Origin of the sequence: Yoonia sp. R78084, assembly GCF_044595625.1 — a bacterium.
Taxonomy (GTDB): domain Bacteria; phylum Pseudomonadota; class Alphaproteobacteria; order Rhodobacterales; family Rhodobacteraceae; genus Yoonia.
This window is the reverse complement of the sequence record NZ_CP138993.1, coordinates 1,369,627-1,393,833: the sequence shown is the minus strand read 5'-3', so window position 1 is coordinate 1,393,833 and position 24,207 is coordinate 1,369,627. Positions and strand designations below refer to the sequence as shown.

General features: G+C 59.1%; 25 protein-coding genes. 8 read left to right on the top strand and 17 right to left on the bottom strand.

Going from position 1 to position 24,207, the window contains the following annotated elements:
• Positions 1-2: 2 nt before the first annotated feature.
• Positions 3-1,001, bottom strand: a complete 999-nt coding sequence (gene hemB, locus SJY29_RS07170; RefSeq protein WP_400088258.1) for a porphobilinogen synthase — start codon at positions 999-1,001, stop codon at positions 3-5.
• A gap of 125 nt (positions 1,002-1,126) precedes the next feature.
• Between hemB and SJY29_RS07165 the strand changes: the two genes are divergently transcribed.
• Positions 1,127-1,651 (top strand): hypothetical protein, encoded by a 525-nt coding sequence (locus SJY29_RS07165; RefSeq protein ID WP_400088256.1) that lies wholly within the window; start codon positions 1,127-1,129, stop codon positions 1,649-1,651.
• A gap of 38 nt (positions 1,652-1,689) precedes the next feature.
• Positions 1,690-5,142 carry a transcription-repair coupling factor gene (mfd, locus tag SJY29_RS07160; RefSeq protein WP_400088254.1) on the top strand — a complete coding sequence of 1,151 codons (3,453 nt, stop codon included), beginning with the start codon at positions 1,690-1,692 and terminating at the stop codon, positions 5,140-5,142.
• Between the two features lie 47 nt (positions 5,143-5,189).
• On the opposite strand, the gene SJY29_RS07155 is transcribed toward mfd, so the two are convergent.
• Genes SJY29_RS07155 through SJY29_RS07145 form a run of 3 tightly spaced genes read right to left on the bottom strand, consistent with a single transcriptional unit; the run spans position 5,190 to position 8,546 of the window.
• Positions 5,190-6,404 carry a multidrug effflux MFS transporter gene (locus tag SJY29_RS07155; protein WP_400088251.1) on the bottom strand — a complete coding sequence of 405 codons (1,215 nt, stop codon included), beginning with the start codon at positions 6,402-6,404 and terminating at the stop codon, positions 5,190-5,192.
• Positions 6,401-7,045: a DsbA family protein gene (locus tag SJY29_RS07150; protein WP_400088248.1), complete on the bottom strand. Its 645-nt coding sequence runs from the start codon at positions 7,043-7,045 to the stop codon at positions 6,401-6,403. The genes SJY29_RS07155 and SJY29_RS07150 overlap by 4 nt, the downstream gene beginning before the upstream one ends.
• Positions 7,032-8,546 carry a class I adenylate-forming enzyme family protein gene (locus SJY29_RS07145; protein ID WP_400088245.1) on the bottom strand — a complete coding sequence of 505 codons (1,515 nt, stop codon included), beginning with the start codon at positions 8,544-8,546 and terminating at the stop codon, positions 7,032-7,034. The genes SJY29_RS07150 and SJY29_RS07145 overlap by 14 nt, the downstream gene beginning before the upstream one ends.
• 65 nt (positions 8,547-8,611) lie before the next feature.
• Here SJY29_RS07145 and SJY29_RS07140 point away from each other — a divergent pair, with 65 nt between their 5' ends.
• Positions 8,612-9,235, top strand: coding sequence for a helix-turn-helix domain-containing protein (locus tag SJY29_RS07140; RefSeq protein ID WP_400088242.1), 624 nt, complete (start codon positions 8,612-8,614; stop codon positions 9,233-9,235).
• An 85-nt stretch (positions 9,236-9,320) separates the two neighbouring features.
• Here the strand turns inward: SJY29_RS07140 and SJY29_RS07135 are convergent, their stop codons facing one another.
• The gene (locus tag SJY29_RS07135; RefSeq protein WP_400088239.1) at positions 9,321-11,135 is read right to left on the bottom strand and encodes an extracellular solute-binding protein; all 1,815 of its coding nucleotides are present in this window, start codon (positions 11,133-11,135) and stop codon (positions 9,321-9,323) included.
• 271 nt (positions 11,136-11,406) lie between these two features.
• Between SJY29_RS07135 and SJY29_RS07130 the strand changes: the two genes are divergently transcribed.
• Both SJY29_RS07130 and SJY29_RS07125 read left to right on the top strand, forming a co-directional pair.
• On the top strand, positions 11,407-12,180 hold the full coding sequence (locus SJY29_RS07130) for a 3-hydroxybutyrate dehydrogenase (protein ID WP_400088236.1): 774 nt from the start codon (positions 11,407-11,409) through the stop codon (positions 12,178-12,180).
• Positions 12,177-13,208 (top strand): patatin-like phospholipase family protein, encoded by a 1,032-nt coding sequence (locus SJY29_RS07125; RefSeq protein ID WP_400088234.1) that lies wholly within the window; start codon positions 12,177-12,179, stop codon positions 13,206-13,208. The genes SJY29_RS07130 and SJY29_RS07125 overlap by 4 nt, the downstream gene beginning before the upstream one ends.
• Here SJY29_RS07125 and SJY29_RS07120 read toward each other — a convergent pair.
• The 5 genes from SJY29_RS07120 to SJY29_RS07100 all read right to left on the bottom strand — a co-directional run bounded on the left by SJY29_RS07120 (position 13,201) and on the right by SJY29_RS07100 (position 16,823).
• The gene (locus SJY29_RS07120; RefSeq protein WP_400088231.1) at positions 13,201-13,803 is read right to left on the bottom strand and encodes a LysE/ArgO family amino acid transporter; all 603 of its coding nucleotides are present in this window, start codon (positions 13,801-13,803) and stop codon (positions 13,201-13,203) included. The two genes, SJY29_RS07125 and SJY29_RS07120, sit on opposite strands and share 8 nt — an antisense overlap.
• Before the next feature lie 3 nt (positions 13,804-13,806).
• Positions 13,807-14,532 carry a DUF502 domain-containing protein gene (locus SJY29_RS07115; RefSeq protein ID WP_110278792.1) on the bottom strand — a complete coding sequence of 242 codons (726 nt, stop codon included), beginning with the start codon at positions 14,530-14,532 and terminating at the stop codon, positions 13,807-13,809.
• An 80-nt stretch (positions 14,533-14,612) separates the two neighbouring features.
• The gene (locus SJY29_RS07110; protein ID WP_400088228.1) at positions 14,613-15,518 is read right to left on the bottom strand and encodes a pseudouridine-5'-phosphate glycosidase; all 906 of its coding nucleotides are present in this window, start codon (positions 15,516-15,518) and stop codon (positions 14,613-14,615) included.
• Positions 15,515-16,408 (bottom strand): PfkB family carbohydrate kinase, encoded by an 894-nt coding sequence (locus SJY29_RS07105; RefSeq protein WP_400088225.1) that lies wholly within the window; start codon positions 16,406-16,408, stop codon positions 15,515-15,517. Before SJY29_RS07105 ends, SJY29_RS07110 begins: the two co-directional genes overlap by 4 nt.
• 103 nt (positions 16,409-16,511) lie before the next feature.
• Positions 16,512-16,823 (bottom strand): DUF6477 family protein, encoded by a 312-nt coding sequence (locus tag SJY29_RS07100; protein WP_400088222.1) that lies wholly within the window; start codon positions 16,821-16,823, stop codon positions 16,512-16,514.
• 246 nt (positions 16,824-17,069) lie between these two features.
• Here SJY29_RS07100 and SJY29_RS07095 point away from each other — a divergent pair, with 246 nt between their 5' ends.
• Together SJY29_RS07095 and lipA are read left to right on the top strand one after the other, a co-directional pair.
• Complete coding sequence (locus SJY29_RS07095; protein WP_400088220.1) at positions 17,070-18,191, top strand: DUF6456 domain-containing protein; 1,122 nt, start codon at positions 17,070-17,072, stop codon at positions 18,189-18,191.
• Between the two features lie 108 nt (positions 18,192-18,299).
• Positions 18,300-19,259: a lipoyl synthase gene (lipA, locus tag SJY29_RS07090; RefSeq protein WP_400088218.1), complete on the top strand. Its 960-nt coding sequence runs from the start codon at positions 18,300-18,302 to the stop codon at positions 19,257-19,259.
• On the opposite strand, the gene SJY29_RS07085 is transcribed toward lipA, so the two are convergent.
• The 4 genes from SJY29_RS07085 to hpt all read right to left on the bottom strand — a co-directional run bounded on the left by SJY29_RS07085 (position 19,260) and on the right by hpt (position 21,421).
• Complete coding sequence (locus SJY29_RS07085; RefSeq protein WP_400088215.1) at positions 19,260-20,141, bottom strand: c-type cytochrome; 882 nt, start codon at positions 20,139-20,141, stop codon at positions 19,260-19,262.
• Between the two features lie 6 nt (positions 20,142-20,147).
• A complete protein-coding gene (locus SJY29_RS07080) occupies positions 20,148-20,624 on the bottom strand; it encodes a cytochrome c (protein WP_110278729.1) in 477 nt (158 codons plus the stop codon).
• 81 nt (positions 20,625-20,705) lie between these two features.
• On the bottom strand, positions 20,706-20,879 hold the full coding sequence (locus tag SJY29_RS07075) for a hypothetical protein (protein ID WP_400088212.1): 174 nt from the start codon (positions 20,877-20,879) through the stop codon (positions 20,706-20,708).
• A complete protein-coding gene (gene hpt, locus SJY29_RS07070; RefSeq protein ID WP_110278730.1) occupies positions 20,876-21,421 on the bottom strand; it encodes a hypoxanthine phosphoribosyltransferase in 546 nt (181 codons plus the stop codon). The genes SJY29_RS07075 and hpt overlap by 4 nt, the downstream gene beginning before the upstream one ends.
• A gap of 84 nt (positions 21,422-21,505) precedes the next feature.
• Between hpt and SJY29_RS07065 the strand changes: the two genes are divergently transcribed.
• Entirely contained in the window at positions 21,506-21,949 is a 444-nt protein-coding gene (locus SJY29_RS07065; RefSeq protein WP_400088209.1) for a type II toxin-antitoxin system RatA family toxin, read from the top strand.
• Here SJY29_RS07065 and SJY29_RS07060 read toward each other — a convergent pair.
• Genes SJY29_RS07060 through SJY29_RS07050 form a run of 3 tightly spaced genes read right to left on the bottom strand, consistent with a single transcriptional unit; the run spans position 21,946 to position 24,043 of the window.
• Positions 21,946-22,413 carry a CinA family protein gene (locus tag SJY29_RS07060; RefSeq protein ID WP_400088206.1) on the bottom strand — a complete coding sequence of 156 codons (468 nt, stop codon included), beginning with the start codon at positions 22,411-22,413 and terminating at the stop codon, positions 21,946-21,948. The two genes, SJY29_RS07065 and SJY29_RS07060, sit on opposite strands and share 4 nt — an antisense overlap.
• The gene (locus SJY29_RS07055) at positions 22,410-22,898 is read right to left on the bottom strand and encodes a phosphatidylglycerophosphatase A (protein WP_400088204.1); all 489 of its coding nucleotides are present in this window, start codon (positions 22,896-22,898) and stop codon (positions 22,410-22,412) included. The genes SJY29_RS07060 and SJY29_RS07055 overlap by 4 nt, the downstream gene beginning before the upstream one ends.
• Positions 22,895-24,043, bottom strand: coding sequence for a bifunctional 2-C-methyl-D-erythritol 4-phosphate cytidylyltransferase/2-C-methyl-D-erythritol 2,4-cyclodiphosphate synthase (locus tag SJY29_RS07050; RefSeq protein WP_400088201.1), 1,149 nt, complete (start codon positions 24,041-24,043; stop codon positions 22,895-22,897). Before SJY29_RS07050 ends, SJY29_RS07055 begins: the two co-directional genes overlap by 4 nt.
• Positions 24,044-24,207: the final 164 nt, after the last annotated feature.

The following is a 24,207-nucleotide window of genomic DNA, read 5'->3' as shown; positions in this document are numbered from 1 at the left end:
GATTAACCATTCAGGACTTTTGCCGCTGCAGGTGCGAAATAGGTCAGGATCCCGTCACATCCGGCACGTTTGAAGGCCAAAAGGCTTTCCATCATCACCTTCTCACCATCAAGCCATCCGTTCTGGGCCGCAGCCTGCAACATCGCGTATTCACCGCTGACCTGATAGGCATAGGTCGGCACGCCGAAATTGTCCTTCACACGGCGGCAGATATCCAGATACGGCATCCCCGGCTTGACCATGACCATATCGGCCCCTTCGGCCAGATCACGGGCCACAAGGCGCAAGGCCTCGTCACTGTTGCCGGGGTCCATCTGATAGGTTTTCTTGTCGCCCGTGAGCGCAGAAGACGCGCCCACCGCATCACGGAAAGGGCCATAAAAGGCCGAGGCATATTTGGCGGTATAGCTCAGGATCGTCACATTCTGGTGCCCTTCGGCTTCCAAAGCCGTGCGGATTGCTGCGATCCGTCCGTCCATCATATCGGACGGGCCCAGAATATCCGCACCTGAAGCGGCCTGTGCGAGCGCCATTTTGACCAGAGCCTCAACGGTCCGGTCATTCACGATTTCGCCGTTCTCGACGAAACCGTCGTGGCCGTTGATGTTGTAGGGATCAAGCGCGATATCGGTCATGACCGCGATATCAGGGGCTGCATCCTTGATCGCGCGGATTGCCTGATTGGTCAGGTTGTCGGGGTCCCATGCCATGGCACAGTCCTCGGTTCGCGCCTCCATGCCTGTATAGGGGAAAATACAAATCGCCGGAATGCCAAGGGCTTGCGCCTCTTTTGCGGCTAGCGCGACGCGGTCAACCGTGCGCCTCACAACGCCGGGCATAGATGCTACCGGCGTTTCTTCATCCTTGCCGTCCATCACAAAGACCGGCCAGATCAGATCATCCACCGTCAGCGTGTTCTGGCGGGACAGGGCGCGCAAGGCAGGGCTCTGGCGCATCCGGCGCAGACGTGTGGCAGGGAAAGGTGCAACGATCGGTTTCATGGTCTGTGGCCTCAAATGACGTGAATTTCTTGGTGCCACGGATTTTGCGCCATCACAAGGCTGGGCAAGTGCGGCCCCGGGCGCTAGGTTCCGGCCAAATACGCAGAGACAAATGGATAAGACGCTTGGAATCGACGATTGCGCTGCTCCGGTTACTTGATTTTCAGACGTTCGGCAGCCTCTGGTACTGGATGGCTGTGATGGTCACGTTTGCCGTGGCCAGCAATTGGTTACTTGGCGTACCTTTTGATGTGCTTTTCCGGGCGCGCAAACTGGACGCCCCGCATCTGGCCGATCTTGAAGCGCTTGTGTATGTGAACGTCCGGCGGATTGTTGAGCTAAACGCATATCTTGGCGTCGCCATTACGATGATGGTCGCCTTCAGCCTGAGTGTTCTTGTGGTCCTGAGCATCTTCTACCGTATGGAACTTGCGCAGGGGCTTTTGGCACTGGCCGCGCCGCTGACGTTGATCATGGTGATGAACATGCGTCTGGCACATCAGTTGAACGCAGCACCACTGCACGGGCGTGACCTGGTGCAAAGGCTGTTTCGCGTGCGGCTCTGGACACAGGTGGTCAGTATGATCGCGCTGTTCTTTACGGCCATGTACGGCATGTATGCGGTAATTTCCGCGCAGCATTTCTTCTAAGCAGTTGACACTGCAGGCGCGCGGGGTAGGTCAGCGGCATGTCTGATCCCAATCATATTACCGTCAGTGGCGCGCCCGAAGGGTATGATGCCCAATTGATCCTTGCCGAACTTGGCAAAGGTGCGCCCGTTCTGCATGTCGCGCGCGATGATAAACGGCTCGCGGCGATGCAGGCCGCTTTGGCGTTTTTCGCGCCCGATATGCCCGTTTTCGTCTTTCCTGCATGGGATTGTCTGCCTTACGACCGCGTCTCGCCCAACACCGATATTTCCGCGGCGCGCATGGCAACGTTGGCGGCACTGGTGCACGGGATGCCGCAGCAATTCATCATCCTGACAACGCTTTCGGCGGCGATGCAGCGGGTACCGGCGCGCAGCCTGCTGCGCGAGGCGGCGTTCAAGGCCACTGTCGGGAGCCGTATGGACGAAGAGGCGCTGCGCCATTTCCTTGTCCGTATGGGGTTCACCCAAAGCCCGACTGTGATGGAACCGGGGGATTATGCCATTCGCGGCGGGATCATCGACATCTATCCACCCGGTCAATCGGGGCCTGTGCGCCTTGACCTGTTTGGCGATGTGCTTGATGGCGCGCGTCGCTTTGATCCGGCGACGCAACGCACCACGGAAAAGTTGACCGAGGTCGAACTCGCGCCGGTGTCCGAGGTGATCCTCGACGAGGCCGCGATCACCCGTTTCCGCCAGAACTACCGGCTTGAATTCGGGGCCGCCGGTACGGACGATCCGCTTTATGAGGCGGTTTCGGCAGGACGCAAACACGCAGGCGTCGAACACTGGCTGGGGTTCTTTCAGGACGATCTGGAAACGCTGTTCGATTACCTGCATCAGGCAACTATCACACTTGATGACCAGATGACCCCGATGCGTCTGGCGCGCTGGGACAGTATCGCCGACCAATACGGCACGCGCATGCATGCGCTGAGCCAAAAGGGGCGCATGGACAGCGTCTATAAACCGGCGCCGCCGCAACTGCTCTACCTCGATGAGGCCGCGTGGGACAAGGCAGTGACCAACCGCCGCGTGATGCAGTTTTCACCGCTTAAGCAGGCCACAGGTCTTGGCGTGATTGATGCAGGCGGGCGGATCGGGCGGAACTTTTTACCGGAGCGTCAACAAGAACAGATCAGCCTTTTCAGTGTCTTGGCGGATCATATTAAAGTAAAACTGAGCGACGGTCCTGTCGTGATTGCGTCATATTCCGAGGGCGCGCGCGAGCGTTTGGAAGGGCTGATCGAGGATGAAGGGATCGGTGAGACGATCACGGTCTCTGATTTCAGCCGTGTCGGGAAACGGGGTGTGCATCTGGCGGTTTGGCCGCTGGATCACGGGTTCGAGGCCCCCGGCCTGACCGTGATTTCCGAGCAGGATGTGCTGGGCGACCGGCTGATCCGGCAGACCAAACGCAAACGCCGCGCCGAGAATTTCCTGTCCGAGGCCAATAGCCTGTCGCCCGGTGATCTGGTGGTGCACGTCGACCACGGTGTCGGGCGCTATATGGGGATGGAAGTGGTCACCGCTTTGGGTGCGGCCCATGAGTGTCTTCTGTTGGAATACGCAGAAGACTCAAAGCTTTACCTGCCTGTTGAAAACATCGAACTGCTGTCGAAATACGGCCATGAGACAGGGCTCTTGGACAAACTGGGTGGTGGAGCGTGGCAGGCCAAGAAAGCCAAGCTAAAGGAACGCATCCGCCAGATTGCCGAACGTTTGATCCGTGTGGCGGCAGAGCGCGAATTGCGCACCGCACCCGCGCTGGACCCGCCTGACGGGTTATGGGACCAGTTCCTTGCGCGCTTTCCCTATGTCGAAACCGACGATCAACTGGCTGCGATTGCCGATGTGCTCGAAGATCTTGGGTCGGGCAAGCCGATGGACCGTCTGATCTGTGGCGATGTGGGCTTTGGCAAGACCGAGGTCGCGATCCGCGCGGCCTTTGTCGCCGCACTGTCAGGCGTGCAGGTGGCGATCATTGCGCCCACGACCCTGCTGGCGCGCCAGCACTACCAGAGTTTCGCCGAACGTTTCCGCGGGTTTCCTGTGAACGTGCGGCCTTTGTCGCGTTTTGTGTCGGCAAAGGACGCGAACCTGACCCGCGAAGGTCTTGCGAACGGGACCGTTGATATTGTGGTCGGGACCCATGCGCTGTTGGCCAAAGGGGTGAAGTTCAAGAACCTTGCCTTGCTCGTCATTGATGAGGAACAAAAATTCGGGGTGCAGCATAAAGAGCGCCTGAAACAGTTGCGCACCGATGTGCATGTGCTGACCCTAACTGCGACACCCATTCCGCGGACCCTTCAGCTGTCGCTCTCGGGCGTCCGCGATCTGTCAATCATCGGGACACCGCCCATCGACCGGTTGGCGATCCGGACCTATGTCAGCGAATTCGACACCATCACCGTGCGTGAAGCGCTGTTGCGCGAACACTATCGCGGCGGACAGTCCTTTCTCGTGGTGCCGCGCATTACCGATATGGCAGAGATGGAAGAATTCCTCAAACGCGAGGTGCCGGAAGTCACCTTCATCTCCGCCACGGGGCAGATGGCGGCAGGTGAACTCGATGACCGCATGAATGCGTTCTATGACGGCAAGTATGACGTGCTGCTGGCCACGACGATTGTGGAAAGCGGTCTGGATATTCCGACTGCAAACACGATGATCGTCTGGCGCGCGGATATGTTCGGTCTCAGCCAGCTTTACCAGATCCGGGGTCGTGTCGGGCGCTCGAAAACCCGCGCTTATGCGTACCTGACAACCAAACCGCGCCAGAAACTGACCGATACCGCACAGAAACGCCTGCGCGTGTTGGGGTCGATTGATACGCTGGGGGCAGGCTTTACGCTGGCATCACAGGATCTGGATATTCGTGGTGCGGGAAACCTTTTGGGTGAAGAACAATCAGGCCAGATGCGCGAAGTGGGTTACGAGCTTTATCAGCAAATGCTTGAAGACCAGATCGCCGCAATCCGGTCGGGTGCGGCCGAAGGCATTATCGACGATGGCCAGTGGGCACCACAGATCAATCTGGGCGTGCCTGTGCTGATCCCCGAGGATTATGTGCCTGATCTGGACGTGCGTCTGGGGCTGTACCGGCGCCTGTCAGAGCTTGCCACCAAGGTTGAACTGGAAGGCTTTGCTGCGGAGCTGATTGACCGGTTCGGCAAGCTGCCGCGCGAGGTGAACACACTGATGCTGGTCGTGCGGATCAAGGCGATGTGCAAACGCGCAGGCATTGCCAAGCTGGATGCAGGGCCCAAAGGGGCCACGATCCAGTTCCACAATGACAAATTTGCCTCGCCCAAAGGTCTGGTTGATTTCGTCCATGCACAAAACGGAACCGCAAAGATCAAGGACAACAAGATCGTGGTGCGCCGCGATTGGGACAAGGAACGCGACAAGATCCAGGGCGCGTTCAATATCGCCCGCGATCTGGCGCAAAAACTGGCGGATGAGAAGAAAACCAAGGCCAGCACCTAAGAGATTTTATGCCTCCGGCGGGGATATTTACGGGCCAGTAATAGACCCTAGGTTTCGCCGGGGCGTTTGATTTGCGTCGTCAGCCAAAGGGCGATTGAGGCCAGCACCAATGAACCGGTCGCGGCGGGCAGGGGTGTGCCGTCGAAAAGCAGCGCGATGGGTACAGCGATCAGCACACCGCCAACCGTGGCGACCGAGGTCAGGACAGAGGCGGCAAGCCCGGCCATATGTCCCATTTCTTCCATGCCGAGCGCGTTGAGGTTGCCGATACTCAGGCCAGCCTGAAAGAAGTTCGACAGTACCCAAACCACGTAGACCGGAAAGGCGATGTGGTCGGGTGTCCCTGCCACAAGTACAGCAATCAGCAGAAGCGTCATGAAAATTTGCGCTGTGTACATCGCTTTGATGATCGCCCGCATCCCCAGCCTGACAACAAGGCGCGCGTTCAGAAAGCCTGATGAGGAAGCCACCACCGCAATGCCGCCAAACCACAAGTGAAAGTTGTCGCCTTGCCCGTAGGTCAGATCAAAGATCGGCTGCGTCGAGGACAGGATGCTGTAAAGCATCGCGAATGTGAGCGTCTGGATCAGGATTGAGAGGCGCGCAGTCGGGTGGGTGAACATCTCGATCAGCGCGCGCCAGAGGGCAGTGACGCTGAGCGGGCGGCGGTTTTCAGGGCTGAGGGTTTCCGGTTGGCGGATCAGCAACCAGGTTGTCGTGATGAAGGAAAACAGGATGCAAGCCACAAAGATCGCGTGCCAATCGAAGGCTGCAACAATGTAATGCCCCATTGTGGGTGCGATGGCAGGGACCAGCGTGAAGATGATCATCACGAATGACAGGATACGCGCCATTTGCGGGCCTGCGTAAAGGTCGCGGATCAACGCCATCGCAACCACCCGCGGCCCGGCGGCACCCAGCCCTTGCAGGACACGGGCCGCCAGCATCACCTCAAGCGTTTGGGCCTGCCATGCGGCTGCACTGCCGAGCATGTAGATGATTGTGCCCCCGATCATGACCGGCTTGCGGCCGAAGGCATCGGACAGGGGGCCGGTAAAGAAAGTGCCCACGCCCAACCCCAGAATAAAGCTTGTGACGATGAGCTGCGCGCGGTTGAAGTCATCCGGTGAAAGCGCCGCCGCCATTTCCGGCAGCGCTGGCAGCATCGCATCAATCGAGAACGCGACTGTCGCCGAGACCATCGCCATCAACGCGATGAACTCGCCTTGTGGCAGTGCGCGGGCTTTGGCTGGCTGGCTCATTCGTCGGCAGCGATCTGTTCCATGATGTCCTTGATGACATTCACCCAGATTTCGGGCGGCTGCGCGCCGGGCACCGCGTGCTGATGTGCGACAATAAAGGTCGGTACCGAATTCACACCCATATCACGGCTGTGCTTGTCACGGGCGCGGATGTCGGCGGTGTCAGCATCAGAGCTGAGCAGTTTTGTCACCATTGCTGCGTCCATTTCGGCAGTGTCGGCAATATCAGCCAGCACTTCATGATCGCTGATATCGCGGCCATCGACGAAATAGGCTTTGAAAAGCAGGTCCACGACAAAGGACTGGCGCTGTTCGATACCGGCCCAATGGATCAGGCGGTGGGCGTCGATCGTGTTGGGGGTGCGGTGGATGGCTTCAAAGTTGATATGCGCGCCGGATTTTTCGGCATGTGCAACGACAGGGGCGTAGGCTTTGACAGCGCCTTCCTTGCCGCCGAATTTGCCCTCCAGATAGGCGCGGCGGTCCATGCCTTCTGCGGGCATGTCAGGGTTCAGCTGGAACGGGTGCCATTCGATTGTGAACGGATGGTCGGGGAATTGCACCAGTGCCTTATCCAAGTTCGTTTTCCCGATATAGCACCAAGGGCAGATCGGATCGGATATGATATCAAGCTTGACCATAGGTGGTCTCCCATTCGTCGCGCAGCACGCGGCGCAAAAGTTTGTTGTTGGCCCCGCGGGGAAGTCTGTCTCGGGCGATCAACAGGCGGGGCATCTTGTAAGCGGCCAGACGCGCAGCTGCGAAATCGCGGAGTTCCTTTTCCTCTATCACGTCTGTCGCGACGTAAAACCCCGCAATCACATGAACCCCTGTGCGCACCTGCACAGCGCAAGCAGCGGCCTCTGATATCAGCGGATGCGCGGTCAAGGCGTCTTCCACCTCAATCGGACTGACGCGGTGGCCGCCTGCGTTCATCATATCATCGGCGCGGCCCGCGTAGGTGATCGCTCCGCTTTCGTCCATCGTGGCCAGATCACCGGTGACAAACCAGTCGCCCTGATAGCGCGCGGCTGTTTCTTCGGGGCGGTCAAGGTAGCCCAGCATCAGGCCAGGATCGTCCTTGTGGACCGCGATTGTGCCAACTGTGTCACGCGGGACCGGCCCGTCAGGGCCAATCAGCGCCACGCTGCGGCCTGGCTGGACAAACCCCGCAGCCCCTGCCGGGGCGGGCCTGTCCGGAGCGGATGAGATGAAGGTGGAACATTCGGACATTCCGAAGGCCTCATGTATTTGCGTGCCGGTTTTATCCTGCCAATCGGCACGGTCCCGCGCCGAGAGTTTTTCACCCGCAGAGAGCCCGTGGCGCAGCGCGGGAAGCGGCGGTATGTCCGCCCGCAAGAGCCTGCGATAAATGCCTGGCGCTGCGGCAAAGAGCGTTGCATCGAAGCGTTTCATCAGCATCGGCAATTGATCGGGGGTGACGCTGCTTTCGGGGATCAGTGCCGTCGCCCCGACTGACCAAGGATCGAGCAATCCGGTGCCCAAAGTATAGGTCCAGTTGAAAGCACCCGCGTGCAGCATCCGGTCATCTTCGCGCAGCCCGTACCAGCCATCCCACATCATCCGGCGCGCCCAGATTGCGCGGTGCGCGTGCACCACAGGGGTAGGGCGGCCGCTCGTGCCGGAGGTATAGATGATATAGGCAGGGCGGTTCGGATCACCAAAGGCAAAACCCGCTTGCGGCAACGTCCAGAAACGGCGCAGCGCTGCGAATGGGAGCGCGCTGCGCGGTGTTTGCGGTGCGCTGGCCGCGCGGATTTCCAAAGCGGGCCGGATCGTCTTGACCACATTGCTGTATTCATGCCCGGACAGGGCGCGCGACAAAGACACCGGAACAATGCCGGCCGCAATCGCACCCAAAAAAGCAATTGGGAATTCCGGCGTATTGCCAAGCTGGAGGATTATCCTCTGCCCCGGTTGCACCAAAGCGCGCAATCCGGTGGCGGTCCCGAGAACCGCGCGTTTCAGGAAACGGTGGTCAAAGCTGTCGCTGCCCTGCATGCCGATAATGCGCAGCGCAGTTTTGTCGCCCAGACGATCCGCATGGCCCAGCACATGGGCGGCCATGTTGAACCGGCGCGGGGCGGGGGGATACCTATCTGATTGCACAAGCGACAGCATGTCTCACCGCTACCCACACCTCGGTCCTGTTGCAAGATGCATGCGGTCTGCTTAATAGAAAGCGCATGACAGACAACGGCCCCAAAGATATGATCCGCGTCGCGCGGGAAAGCGGCGAAGCAAGCGTCGCACAACCGCTTGACCTTGGCGCGCGTGTGCGTGAACTGCGCAAAGCCCGCGACTGGACGCTGGAACAAGCGGCACAGCAGGCGGGGCTTGCACGCTCGACCCTGTCCAAGATCGAGAACGGCCAGATGTCACCCACCTATGACGCGCTGAAAAAACTGGCCGTCGGGCTGGAGATTTCGGTGCCTCAACTGTTCACGCCGCCCTCCAAGGGGCAGGTGAACGGGCGTATGGCGGTCACACGCAACGGCGAGGAAACCGCCAAGGTCACGACCACATATGAACACGCGATGCTGGCCGAGGCGCTGACCACCAAAAAGATGCTGCCCTATCGTGCCCGTATCCGCGCGCGCAAGATCGAGGATTTTGACGGCTGGGTGCGCCATGACGGCGAAGAGTTTCTCTATGTGCTCACCGGCCACATCCGGCTCTACACCGAGTTTTATGAGCCCATTGAGCTCAAGCGCGGCGACAGCGCCTATTATGACGCTGCCATGGGGCACAATGTTGTTTCGATCAGCGCCGAGGATGCAACGATCCTCTGGGTCACTTCCCTCAGCTAGCGCCGTCATTATTGGCCCGGAAATATCCCCGCCGGAGGCCTGAAAGTCGCGCGCAGCGCGCAGGTCTCCGGCAGTTATCCCGTTTCTATTCTTCGTACCACCAGACATCGGGCTGCCAGCCCGGCCAGTCGCCAAAGATCGGCAGTTTTTCGGGGAATTTCAGTTCTTTGGCATGAGCAAGCCGGCTGATGTTCCACTGATAGATGGGAATCACATAGCGGCCAGCGGTCAGGGTCCGGTCGAGTGCTTTGACGGCTGCGACAAAATCATCCTGACTTTCCGAGGTCAGCAAACGGCCGATCAGCGCATCCACCGCAGGGGATTTGACGCCCATCAGGTTGCTGCCACCGGGCGTGTCGGCGGCCTCTGAGCCGTAATAGACATATTGTTCGTTGCCGGGCGACAGCGACACACCGCGCCGGTAGTAGGTCATGTCAAAATCAAAGGCATCGGTCCGTTCGGCGAATTGCGCGCTATCGACCACTGCAACGGTGGGAGAAACTCCGATCCGTGCGAGCAATTCCGTATACATGTCGATGATCGCCTGATTTTCCGAACCACCCTGCGGGAGCAGGATTTCAAAGGTAAAAGGCTCACCTGCGGCATTGGCCATCACGCCGTTCTGCACCGTCCAGCCCGCGGCCTCCATCTGCGCAAGGGCCGCAGCGGTGCCGGCACGGTTGCGCTCGGATCCATCGCTGACGGGCAGGGCATAGCCCTCAAGCGTGCCGGGTGTCAGATCGGCGGCGAATGGTGCCAGAAACTCTGCAACGCGCCCTTCTGCGGGGCCATGTGACATGCCGAGGGGCGAGTTGGACCAATAGGAGGTGATGCGTGGCTGGGCCGATCCTGTCATCGCCTCGTTGATGAATTCAAAATTGAAGGCATGGATCATCGCATCGCGCACACGCCAATCGGCAAACTGGTCGCGGCGGGTGTTCATGACAAACCCTGTCATCCCCGATGGGCGTTCATGCGGCAGAATTGACAAAACCACATCACCGTCCTGCACGGCGGGGAAATTGTATTGGCTTTCCCAACGGGCCACGTTGAATTCGCGGTTGGAATTGACCTCGCCCACCTTGAAAGCCTCGAATGCGGCGGTTTCATCGCCGAAAAACTCCAGCCGGACCTCATCAATGTTGTTGGTGCCAACACGGAACGGCACATCCGCACCCCAATAATCGGGATTGCGGCGCAGCGAGACGAAACGACCCGGATCATATTCGGCAATCACATAGGGGGCGGATGTGATCGGCACGACCTCGGTTGTGCTTTCGGCAAAGTCGATGCCGTCCCACTGCGCCTTTTTCAGGATCGGGCGCAGGCCTGCCAGCAAGGCCAGTTCGCGGTCTTCTTCGGTGAAGGTAAACCGCACGGACCGTTCGCCGGTTTGTGCCATACTGGCGACCTTTGCCCAGAACCCCAGATAGCGGGGGTGGCCCACGGTGCCCAAGGTTTCATAGGACCACATTACGTCTTCGATGGTCACGGGGCTCCCGTCCGAGAATTCCGCCCCTTCGCGCAGGGTGAATTCCACCCATTCGCGGTTCGGTCCGGTCTCAACCAATTCGGCCAGAACACCGTAAAGCGAGAAGGGTTCGTCCAAAGACCGGCCCATAAAGCTCTCGCCCAAGAAGAACCGCAACTGCCATGGAGTCGATCCTTTGCGGATAAACGGGTTGAGGCTGTCAAAGCTGCCGACCTCTGCCGTAACGATCTGCCCGCCTTTGGGCGCGTCGGGGTTGGCGTAGGGGAGGGACACAAAATCCGGTGGTAGGGCAGGATCGCCATACATAGCTATGCCATGGCGGGGTTCGGCAAAGGCTGATTGCCCTGCCAGTCCCAGCACCAATGCGATGGCGGTGCTGCGGATCGCGCTGCGCGAAAGTCGTCTCATTTTGGTGTGCTCCCTGCGGCCTCATTTGCTCTTATCACCGGATCGTAGAGAGGGTTACCAACCTTTTCAAACTTTTAGCTTGGAGGCGGGCAAGGGATTGCTTATAAAGAGGGCACTGCTCGATAGGTTTCTTGCCTGTATGAAACCTGCCTCAATAACTTTACGCCCGCCTTGTGCGGGCGTTTTTTTTATGGCTCACGCAACCGTATCGTGGCTTTCGCAGTTGCAGCATATAAGGTGAGTCGCAACGCAGCAGAATCGGAGCCAAACTATGTCCCTGTCAGGAAAAACCGCCGTTATTACCGGATCGAACTCGGGCATCGGCCTTGGAATCGCGCGCGAATTGGCCAAGGCGGGGGCGAATGTCGTGTTGAACTCTTTCACTGACACCGAAGAGGATCACGCGCTTGCCGCTGAAATCGCGGACGTGACAGGGGTTGAGGCCAAATATGTGCAGGCCGACATGTCCAAAGGCGAGGATTGCCGCCGCCTGATCGTGGCGGCTGGCGGATGCGATATTCTGGTCAACAATGCCGGTATCCAGCACGTCGCACCGGTGCAGGATTTTCCCACCGCCAAATGGGATGCGATTATTGCGATCAACCTGACATCGGCCTTTCACACCACTGCCGCCGCTGTGACGGGGATGCGCGAACGCGGCTATGGCCGGATCATCAACATCGCCTCGGCGCATGGTTTGACGGCATCGCCCTATAAATCGGCCTATGTCGCCGCCAAACACGGCATCGTCGGCTTTACCAAGACGATTGGTCTGGAAACGGCGCGCGATCCGATCACCTGCAACGCGATCTGTCCGGGCTATGTGCTGACACCATTGGTCGAGGCACAAATCCCCGACACTATGAAGGAATACAACATGTCCCGCGAGGACGTGATCAAGAACGTCATGCTGGAACGTCAGCCGTCTAAGGAATTCGCGACCACCGAACAGTTGGGCGGCACAGCCGTTTTCTTGTGCTCGGATGCGGCAGCCCAGATCACCGGCACCACCATTAGCGTGGATGGCGGTTGGACAGCCCTGTGAAGCGGATCAATCTAGCACTCCAGGGCGGGGGCGCGCATGGCGCGTTCACCTGGGGTGTTCTCAACCGGTTGTTGCAGGACGAAGATATTGAAATTGCCGCCATTTCCGGCACATCGGCCGGGGCGCTGAATGCAGCGGCGCTCAAATCCGGCTGGGTCGAGAACGGGCGCGCGGGCGCACTAGAGAACCTCGATTGGCTTTGGAAACAGATCGGCGCGGTCACTGATCCGCAATTTACCCCGTGGATCGGGGCTGCATCGCCCACTGCCGAACTCTGGGCCAAGGCACTCAAGTATTCGCCTGCCTATACCGCTTTTGACATGACCACGCGGATGTTTTCACCTTATGTCTATGGCCCCGCCATGCAGAACCCTCTAGCCAAGATCGTGAAGAAATTCCACTACGATGCGGTCTGCGCCGGCACCGGCCCCGCATTGCACATCTGTGCCACGAACGTGCGGTCGGGCAAGATCCGCGTGTTCACAGGTGACGAAATCATGCCCGAAGTCATCATGGCCTCTGCCTGTTTGCCCAGCCTGTTTCAGGCCGTGGAATTCGAAGACCCGCAGACCGGCACGGTCGAGGCATTCTGGGATGGCGGCTATACAGGCAATCCCGCACTTTTTCCATTGTTTGCCAATGACTTGCCAGACGATATTCTGATCGTGAATATCAATCCTCTGTATCGCGAAGAGCTGCCGATGGACAGCCAGTCCATCGAAAACCGCGTCAATGAAATCAGCTTCAACAGCTCTTTGTTGCGGGAATTACGCGCCATTGATTTCGTCAAACGCCTGCTGGCCGATGGGTCGATCAAACGTGGGACAATGAAGGATGTGCTGGTGCATATGATCGCGGATGACGCGCTGATGAACGGGCTGAATGTCGCCACCAAAACCATCCCGACACCCGTGATCCTAGCGCGCCTGAAAGAAGCGGGCGAAGCGGCGGCGGATGCATTCCTTGCGCAGCACAAGCAGGACATCGGCAAACGCAGTTCGGTCAATCTGACCGAGATGTTCAACTGAGAAGTTTGACCGCCAGCGCCCACATCACAACCCCGATCAGGATATCAAGTATCCTCCATGCGCGGGCTGATTGCATGACAGGGGCCAATAGGCGCGCGCCATAGCCAAGGCTGAAGAAGAAAACGAACGACGATGTGACCGCCCCGATCCCGAAAGCTGTCTTTTCGATCGGATCAATAAACTGCGTGGATATCGCCCCCACAAGACCAAGCGTATCAAGATAGACATGCGGGTTCAGCCACGTAAAGGCAGCACCAGTTGCCAGTGTGGCCCAAAGACCCGCGCTTTTGCCGGCCAGTTGCAACGTATATGCGCCTTGCCACGCCGCCCACAGGCGCAACGCCCCGTAAACCGCAAGAAACGCGGCACCACCCCAGGCCATGAACTGTGGCAGCATCGGATAAAGCGTGACGATATACCCGAAACCAAGCACACCTGCCGTAATCAGGATCGCATCAGAGGCCGCGCAAAGCAGGCAAAGCCAGAAGACATACGCCCGCAACAGGCCCTGCCGCAAGACAAAGGCGTTCTGCGCCCCGATCGCAAGGATCAAGGCAAATGCCGTCGCAAAACCGGTCAGCGCAGCCGCGATCATGTGTTACGCAGCTGGGTTCGTGACGGGCAGAGCGGTTTTGTCGTTTGGGTAAACAAGTCCAGCCGAAATCACGAGCTTGGCTGCATCCTCGACCGTCATATCCAGCTCTTTGATGTCGCGCTTGGGCAGGAACAGCAGGAACCCTGACGTGGGGTTCGGTGTGGTCGGCAGGAAGACAGTAACGAAAGGCTCACCGTCGTTCAGTTTGGTATCAATCTCGCCCTTGGCATTGATCGAGATAAAGGCAATCGCCCAGATGCCCTTGCGCGGATATTCGACGAGACAGGCCTTGTCGAATGATGTCTCGCGCTGCGAAAAGACCGTTTCCGCAATCTGTTTGACCGCGTTGTAGATGGACCGGACAACCGGCATCCGGTCGACAAACCGTTCCCCGATGCCAAGAAACGAACGCCCGATCAGTCCCTTGCCGACCCAACCGACGATGATGGTAAAGATCAGGAAGATCACAACGCCAACACCGCGGACGTTGACCTCGATCTGGTCTTCGCCTTCCAGCCCCAAGAGGCCATTCAAAAGCGCAGTGGGCTGATAGGCTTGCGGGATAAAGGGCCAGACCCAGCTATCGACCCAGCCGACAGCCGTCCAGATCAGCCAGATGGTCAACCCGATGGGGGCCACAATGATCAGACCCGCCAGAAAATTACTGCGCAATCTGGCAATGATGCCCGGCTTGTGGCGCCGCTTGTCGTCTGATTGTGGGTCGATCATTTTGATGGTCTCGGACTCTCTTGCCGAACACTTAGGTGTTGCGCGGCCTTGCAGCAAGCAGTCATCGGACCGTGCTGGCGCTATTTCGTCATTGCGATGGCAATTTGTGCAGCTAACCGCGCATTGTTCCGCACAAGTGCAATATTTGCAGTCAAAGAGCGGCCTTCGGTCAATTCAAAGATACGTCCCAGCAGGAAGGGTGTGACGGCTTTGGCGGTGATCCCTTGTGCCTCGGCCTCTTGCAGGGCCTGGGTGATGATCGGGTGCAGGACCTCGGCGGGAATTTCATCAGCTTTCGGGATCGGATTGGCCACCAGCTGTCCACCCTGCAGGCCCATTGCGGTGCGGGTTTGCTGGGACTTGGCGATGTCTTCGGGCGTATCCATCCGCAAAGGTGCAGGCAGATCAGAGCTGGCAGACCAGAAAGCGGGCAGGCGGTCTTGCCCGTAGGCAATCACAGGCACACCCAGTGTTTCCAGCACTTCAAAGGTTTTCGGCAGGTCAAGAATGGCCTTGGCGCCCGCACCGACAACCGTGACAGGGGTTTGTGCCAATTCGTGCAGATCAGCAGAGATATCAAAACTCAGTTCCGCCCCGCGATGCACGCCGCCAATCCCGCCTGTCGCAAAGACATGGATACCTGCCAGATGTGCGGCAATCATGGTTGCGGCAACTGTCGTTGCTCCTGTCCCACCCGTTGCGATGCAGGCCGCCATGTCGGCACGCGACAGTTTGGCGACATCGCGGGCCTGACCCAATGCCTCAAGCGTCTCGGGTTCCAGCCCCACGTGCAGCTTGCCATCCAGCACGGCGATTGTCGCCGGTACCGCACCTGCGGCGCGCACGTCGTCTTCAACCAGCCGTGCGGTTTCCACATTTTGCGGGAAAGGCATGCCGTGGGTGATGATGGTGCTTTCCAAGGCCACAATGGCTGTGCCGGCGGTGCGGGCCGCGGCGACTTCGGTGCTGTAGTGGATCGGGATCATAGGGGTGTTTCTCCGGAAACATATGTGGCGGCGGCGTTCAAGGCGCGGGTGAGGGAGGCTGCACGGTCCATGCCTTGTGCCTCTGACGCGATATGCGCGGCCATGAAAGTATCGCCTGCACCGGTTACCCGCGTCACCATCACAGCGGGCGGAGTTTGCGTGATGATATCGCCTGCGGTGCCTTCGGATGCAGATTTGCCACCATCGGTCACCAGCACACGGTGGGCGCCTCGCTTGATCAAGGCTGCGGCGGCATCGGCAGATGTGTCAAATATGGTCTGGCAGAGCAGCCCGGCCTCTTCAAGGTTCACATAAAGTGTGGCGGAGGGGTGCCCGACAAGCGCCAAAAGCCGCTCGGCCTTGCCGGGGGATGCAGGCGCGACACGCAAATCAGAGGCGATAAAAAGCGGTGAGATTGCAATGATCTGCAACAACTCTTCGGTCAGGTTGCCATCAAGGGCAACAATCCCCGCGAAAGGGGTTTCAGCCGACCCCAAGCGGCCATCGGCCATCGGTCGCAGGATTTTTTCGCCAGCGGCTTCGAGCGAATGCGCGTCGGCAATGGCCGCGACCAGCCCATTGGCCCCCTCGATTGCCATATAGACATCGGTGGGCAGGTCATCGGAACGGTAGACATAATCGCAGATCATCCCCATGCGGAGCGCTTCGCCCATGAGTTCCTCGCCCTCCGCATCGCGGCCAACGGTGGTCAGCAGGGCAGGCGTCATGCCAAAGCGGCGCAGGGTCATGGCGATATTCATGGCCACGCCGCCGGGCAGGCGGGTGATCCGGCCCGGCACATCAGAGCCCACGCGCATGTGGCTGGCAGCGCGCCCGATCACGTCCCACAGGACGGACCCTATGCATAAAATATCAGGTGTCTTGGTCATACCGGTCTTCTGACCGAGAGCCGCGCCCAGAGCAAGCCCTATGGACAGGACCCGTCTTCAGAACGGTCATCATTAGTGTGATTTCGCTATTGAGGCCCCACACTTAAGGGGTTTTACCCCCGACGACATGCGGGGTGGTTGAGCGCAACAGATGCGCTTCGCCCAGTATCGCGATGAGCACCTCGACATGGCGCGCGGGCCGATAGCTTGCGGCATTGTCCTTGCGCTGCATGTCCATGACAGCCTCCACATCCAGCAACTGCATCAGAGCGGGGCCCGAGCGGGGCAGGCTGTCGCGCCCCAGAATACGGCGCAGATGCACCTCACGGCGGTAGTCATCGACGCCGAAGCGGGCGGCGCGCGCCAAGAGCGCGGGGCGTTTGAGCGTGGCAATTCGAGTGTGAAGATCAAGCATCTGTCAACTTCCTGTTACAGCGTAAGAGTTTGCCCAACATGACACAACCTAAGCGGGTGTTGCGGAAACACCATGAGCTAAGAACGCTGCGGTTAGGTTTGTTTATCTTTTGGAAAGAATAGTTGACGGGCAATTGGCGGCGTTAACAAATACGTAACCATGCACGCTCAGGTGGTATGCCATCATGCCCCATTGCATGTGGCTCTGTCTGTTGCGTCGGTAGTTTCGGCAAAAGGATGCATGATCATGACAGCACCACAAGGGCGCAGAACCACGTCTGATCTTCCACGTTGGGTTCCTGATGCAGCCCGTCACTATCTTGTTCACACGGAAACTGGGCTGTCTATCCGCGCGCTTGCGCGGGCCAGTGACTGTCACCCGTCAACGGTTCTGCGACAGGTACGTCGCCTGGAAGGCCGCCGCGATGACCCGCTGATCGATGCAGCGTTGCGGTCGCTCTCTGCGCAGGTTTCTGCGCGTGACATCTTGAAAGAGGGGAAGTTGAAAGCGATGAAAATGGAGTGTTTGAAGAGTGACCCGCATCAGCCGGTCGGCCTTACACAGGCGCGGATTGATCAAGAAGCCAAGCGCATCTTGCGGCGTCTGTGTGAACAGGGGGCCGTGCTTGCGGTGGCCCGCGAGATGGAGACATCCGTCGTCGTCCGCATGACGCCCGAAGGCGAACAGGTGCGCACGGCTGTCGTTGAACGCGAGATCGCGCAGGCTATGGCCCTGAAAGACTGGATTACCTGTCCTGATCCCGAGGGGCGGATTGCCCGATATTTTATTACCAATACCGGGCGCGCGGCCTTGCGGCGGCTGACAGCAGAGGATGAAAACCGGGCCAGCGGTTTCGCCGAACGCAGCGCCGATCCCGATGGTGATGCGGGGTGGGATATTGCCAGTATCGAAGGCACGCACCGTCCGCCATCGCGGGCCTATGCAACCGAAAGTCCGCTTGTGGGTCTGGCGCGCCGCAAAGATCGCGACGGCAAACCGTTTCTGCCGCGCGAGCTGGTCGCGGTGGGTGAACGGCTGCGCGAAGACTACGAGTTGGTAGAAGTGGGTCTTGGCGGCAGTGCAAGCTGGGAAAGCTTCGTGAACGGCGAAGCACTGGCGGAGGCTACCGAAGGCCCCAAGGGTGCGCTGGCCGCCCATGGCCGGATCAAGGATGCGCTGACCGAACTGGGTCCGGGCCTTGGGGATGTGGTTTTACGGTGTTGTTGTTTTCTGGAAGGTCTGGAGCAGACCGAGAAAAAGATGGGGTGGTCAGCGCGTTCCGGTAAGATCGTCCTGCGGATCGCCTTGCAGCGCCTGAAGCGTCATTATGAGCAAACCCAAGGGCGCTATGGACCAATGATCGGATAACCGCATCGGGCCATGCACGCCGCACAGGCCCGACATGCAGATGCGCGTGATGGTTGGACAAATGCCAAGGGCGAGGCTAGGTATTGGGTAACATCACTGGAGCCCAATATGCCCACACGCGATTTGAAGATTCCTGCGCAGCGCCACCCTGAGAAACAGCGCCGCCCGGATTCGCCGCAACCCAAAAAGCCCGACTGGATCAGGGTCAAGGCACCCACATCGGAAGGCTATAAAAAGACCCGCGATATCATGCGCGACAATAAGCTGGTAACGGTCTGCGAAGAGGCGGGCTGTCCCAATGTTGGCGAATGCTGGTCCCAAGGCCACGCCACGATGATGATCATGGGCGAGGTCTGCACGCGGGCCTGCACATTCTGCAATATCGCCACAGGCAAACCACCCGAGGCGCTGGACGTGTTTGAACCGGGCCGCGTGGCCGATGCGGTCAAAAAGCTGGGGTTGAATCACGTCGTGATCACCTCGGTGGACCGAGACGATGTCGAGGATGGCGGTGCTGAACATTTTGCCCAGACAATCCGTGCGGTACGCCGCCAGTCGCCCGGTACAACGATCGAAATCCTGACGCCTGACTTTATCCGCTGCGATCCCAAGGTCTTGGAGGTCGTTGTTGAAGCGCGCCCCGATGTATTCAACCACAACCTTGAAACGGTCCCCGGCCTCTATCCGGAAGTGCGGCCCGGTGCCCGCTACTTTCATTCCCTGCGCCTTTTGCAGCGTGTGAAGGAGCTTGATCCGACGATGTTCACAAAATCAGGCATTATGGTCGGGCTTGGCGAAGACAAGCAGGCCGTGATGCAGGTCATGGAAGACATGCGCGCCGCCGACATCGATTTTCTGACGATCGGTCAGTACCTCCAGCCAACGCCGAAGCACCATAGGGTGGACCGGTTCGTGACGCCGGAAGAATTCAAGACCTATGAAAAAGCCGCCTATAACAAAGGCTTCCTGATGGTTTCTGCGACACCGCTGACACGGTCATCCTATCATGCGGGCGATGATTTCGCGCGTCTGCGCGAAGCGCGTCAGAAAAAGCTCGGGCTGGCCTGATCACTCGGCCACAGGCGGGATCGCCTTGAGGTATGCGGCGATGGCGGCGCGGTCGTCATCGGTCAACTGGCCGGTGTTCTTGACGACTTCTGCCATCTCGCCGCCCGCACTGTCAAAATCGGGTGTGAACCCGCTTTTCAGATACTCTGCAATATCACGCTCGGACCACGACAGGGCTGCGGTTGTGATGTTCGGAATACGCCCTTCGTCGGACGGATGCGGCGCACCACCCATCCAGCGCGCTGTGTCCAACCCGCCCAATGCGTTGCGGGGCGTATGACATTCGGCGCAGTGGCCCAAGGCCTCGACAAGATAACGCCCGCGGATCAGTTCGGGGCTCGCTGCATCCTGCAAAACCCAGTCAGAGTTGGCGAAAAGGAATTTCCACGGCCCCAGCGCGATCCGCTGGTTGAACGGAAACGCCAGATCATGGGGCGCGTTCGGTTGGTCCGACGCGGGCAGGGTGCGGAGATGGGCGATCAGATCGACGATATCGCTGAGCTCTGCCTTGTTATAGCTTGTGTAGGGGAAAGCGGGATAGAGATGCGCGCCATTTTCACCGACCCCGCGTATGATCGCGCTGGCAAGCGCCAGATCGGACCACGCGCCCACACCATGCTCCGGATCGGATGAGATGTTGGGAGCGACGAAGGTCCCGAAATCCGACGCAAATGTCTTGCCGCCGCTTAAAAGCGTGGGCGGGCCGTCTTCACTGGTATGACACGAGGCACAGCCTGCTGCGGCAAAGACGATTTTGCCACGGGCGGGATCACCGGTGAGACCATCAAGCGCATCAGATGGCAACGGCGCCGGTTTGGTGATGTACCAGCCGGCACCGACCACAAGAAGGGCCAGGACCCCGATGATCCGCCATTTTGCCATGTGATCTTAGGTGCGCGGCGCGCGATAGGCTTCGTGGCAAGACCCGCAGGATTGGCCCACAGGACCGAAAGCCGCCTTCATGGCATCAAGCCCGTCGCCTGCGACTGCAGCCAAAGCAGCGGTCGCTGCGGCAAGTTTCTCTTTCTCGGCCATATATCCGGCGGCGTCGGTCCAGATTTCTGCCTTGGCGCGTGACCCTTCGATACTGGCGTCAGTCCCTTCGACCCAATAGGCGGCCTGGTCCATGCTGGCGAGCGCTGCAAGGTTTGATGCGGCTGCGGTGGCGATTGCGGCATCGTAAGGAATGCGGTCCTGCGCCATTGCGCCAATCGGGCCAAGGTTAAAAGAATAGAGGCCCATATGAGACTGCCGCGCATCCATGGCGCGCTGCTGGTCTTCGGTCAGGTGTCCTGCAGCGAATGCGGCCCCCGCGATACAGAAAGCAACAGCAGTTGCGACAACACGGTTCAGTTTTTTTGACATGGGGTTCTCCTACGAAATCAAAAAAATAATACCGAAAGCGTACCCCTCTGTGCGACAAAACGCCTCATAACGTTTTCGTGATTATCGCATTCGGCGTAAATCGGTCGGGGTGAGCCAATCCGGCCAGCCAAACAACTGCTCGAAGCCAAACAGGATCAGGCAGAACACAATGATTCCGACAATGAATTTGATCCTGGCGGGCGAGGGCGGGTTCTGCGCCCAGCGTTTGGCCTTCAAGAGCCAGCGGGGGTTCATGTCTCTTCGAGGAACCGCACTTTGCCGATAAAGCCGAGGTTACGGTTGCGTTGGGCAAAATCGATTCCATAACCCACGACAAATTCGTCCGGAATTTCAAATCCGATCCAGTCCGCCTTGAGATCAACCTCGCGGCGGGCGGGTTTGTCGAGCAACGCGATGGTTTTCATGCGCGCGGGTTTGCGCGACCACAAAAACTTGGTCACATGGGCCAGCGTATGTCCGGTATCGACGATATCCTCGACGATCAGCACATCACGCCCTTCGATCTGGCCGCGCAGGTCTTTCAGAATACGGACTTCCCGTGTGCTTTCCATACCGTCGCCATAGGACGAAGCCTCAAGAAAATCGACTTCGACAGGCAGATCCAGTTCGCGCACCAGATCGGCGATGAACACGAAAGACCCGCGCAGCAGGCCCACGACCACCAGCTTGTTGGTATCCGCAAACTCGGTGCGGATCTCGCGTGCGAGATCTTCGATCCGTGCCGCGATCGCTTTGGCGCTGATCATTTCGTCGATCACATAGGTGGGGTGCGTCATTCAGGCCTCAATACTGGGAAATAGGTTGATTTTCTGGCCCAAGTTTACGACATCCGTCAGCGAAGTCACCCGCGAAAGGCCGTTATGCCCCGTCATTCTGAAACCAAGTTTCTGCCCTATACTGCGCAGCAGATGTATGACCTTGTCGCCGACGTGGGAAATTACCCGAAATTTCTGCCGTGGACGGCTGCGGCGCGGGTGCGCAGTGTGACCGACAAGGGCGACCATCAGGAAATGCTGGCCGATCTGGTGATTTCGTTCAAAGTGTTCCGCGAAAAATTCGGAAGCCGTGTTCTGCTTTGGCCCGAACAGATGAAAATCGATACAGAATACCTTGATGGGCCGATCCGGTATCTTGAAAGCCAGTGGTCTTTCAAGGACGTCGAGGGTGGCTGTGAAGTCTCCTTCGCGGTGGATTTCGAATTCAAAAGCCGCCTTTTGCAGGGTGCCGCCGGCATGTTCTTCAACGAGGCGATGCAGCGGGTCGTGCGGTCGTTCGAGCGGCGCGCGGTGGAGCTTTATCGCTAGGCTTCAACCGCACCCAACAAGAGCGCGAGCGCATGATCGCGCGCAGCGGTGCGCACATTTGCGCGGCCCTGCGCGCCAAACTCTACCGTTTCGGTGCGCACGCCGGCTTCGGAGGCAACCCCGAAACACACGCGGCCTTCGGGCTTGTGGTCTGATCCGCCCGGGCCCGCGATACCGGTAATCGCCACCGTGATATCAGCGTCAGAGTTGCGCAGCGCGCCCTCTGCCATCTCGCGTGCGACCTCTTCCGAGACCGCGCCGAAGGCGTCCAGCGTGACAGGCAGCACCCCCAGCATCTGGGTTTTCGCGGCATTTGTGTAGGTAATGAATGCGCGGTCGAACACCGCCGAGCTGCCTGCAATATCGGTTATGGCGGCACTGACCATCCCACCGGTGCAGCTTTCGGCCGTGGCCAGCATCACACCTTTTGCCTTGGCGGCGTCCAGAAGAGCCTGCGCACTCATATCAGAACGATATGGTAAAGCGCGGCAAGTGCGGCAACGCCGATCGCGGCAAAGATGCCTGCAATCACGTCATCCAGCATCACGCCGGTTGGCCCATGGATCCGGTCGGCCCAACCAATCGGGCCCCATTTCGTGATGTCGAAAAGCCGGAACAGCGCGAATGCGGCAACCCAACCGGGCCAGAGCAGAAGGATATCAACGTCCTGACGAGCCGCGCCGAAGGCCAGCGGCAGAAGGGCGATCCATTGGCCGCAAACCTCGTCGATCACGATCTCGGAGGGGTCGTGGTTGACCTTGCCTTTGGTCTCGACACCCGTGGCCCAGACGCCAAGAACGTAAGACAGCACGATCCCCGCGATAAGGCCCCAAGGGCCGAAGAGCGCATAGATCGCCCAACCTGCGGGCAAGGCGGCAAGCGATCCCCATGTGCCGGGGGCAGGGCGGATGTGGCCCACATAAAAGAAGGTGGCAATCAGATGTGTCATGGCTTGATCAACGTCACGGTGGCGATGGCGGCAATGCCTTCCTCGCGCCCCGTAAAGCCCAGTTTTTCCGATGTTGTCGCCTTAACGCTGATGCGGTCGCTCTCGATGCCCATATAGGCGGACATCACGGCCTTCATCGCGTCATGATGCGGTCCGATCTTGGGGTATTCGCAGACCAGCGTGCAATCGGCATTGCCGATGCGAAACCCCAGCGACGCGGCAAGCGCCACCGCATGTTCGAGAAATATATGGCTGGCGGCCCCTTTCCATTGCGGGTCCGAGGGCGGGAAGTGCTGGCCGATATCACCTTTGCCCAATGCGCCATAGATCGCGTCTGTGACAGCATGCATGCCCACATCCGCATCGGAATGGCCCTGAAGGCTGCGGGTATGGGGAATTTGCACGCCACAAAGCCAGACATGATCGCCCTCGCCAAAGCGGTGCACGTCATAGCCGTTGCCACAGCGGATATCGGGGGTGGAAGTCATCGGGTTGCGCCTCATCAGCTCTGCGGCCCGGTCGAAGTCCTCGGGCGTGGTGATCTTTATGTTCGCTTCATCGCCTGCCACGATCGCAACGTCCAGCCCCGCCGCGCGGGCAACCGCCACATCATCGGTTTCCTGCCCGGTGCCCGCGGCATGTGCGTCCCGCAACGGTGCAAGGTGAAAACCTTGAGGCGTCTGCGCACGGTAGAGGCCCGTGCGGTCCTGCACACCTGCGACTGTGCCCTCTGTGCCATGCCAGAGCGTATCCGTCACCGCAATTGCAGGGGCTGCACCGACATGGGTTGCAAGAGCGTCGAGCACACGATCAATCACGGCATCAGTCACCAGTGGTCTGGCCGCGTCGTGTATGAGCACAGTCTCGATCCCGGGCTCTGCTGCCGCCAAACCCGCCTGTACCGATGCAGCACGGGTGGCACCACCCGTGACGACCGTCGCCAAAGGCTCGCGCGGCCAGAGGGCTGTGTCAACGTCATCGGGATGCAATACAAGGATCAACTGTGTGATTGCCGGGTGATTGGCGAAACGCGCCATGGCATAGGCGGCGACAGTGCGGTCACCGATCCGTTGCCACTGTTTCGGGACGTCGCCACCCGCACGGGTGCCGCGCCCTGCCGCTACGATAATTGCCGCTACTGTCATCTGTGATCTGTCCTTATCCTTGCCTCAGGTTTAGGCCCCGGACCGCGCCGGTGCAATTCGTCAGTTTGGCAAGCGAAATGCACAAAAATTAAGCAAACGCCATTTATTCGGGATTAATGGGCCGAGTTTCGTTGAAGGAGGCGCCAAATCTACGTAGATGTACC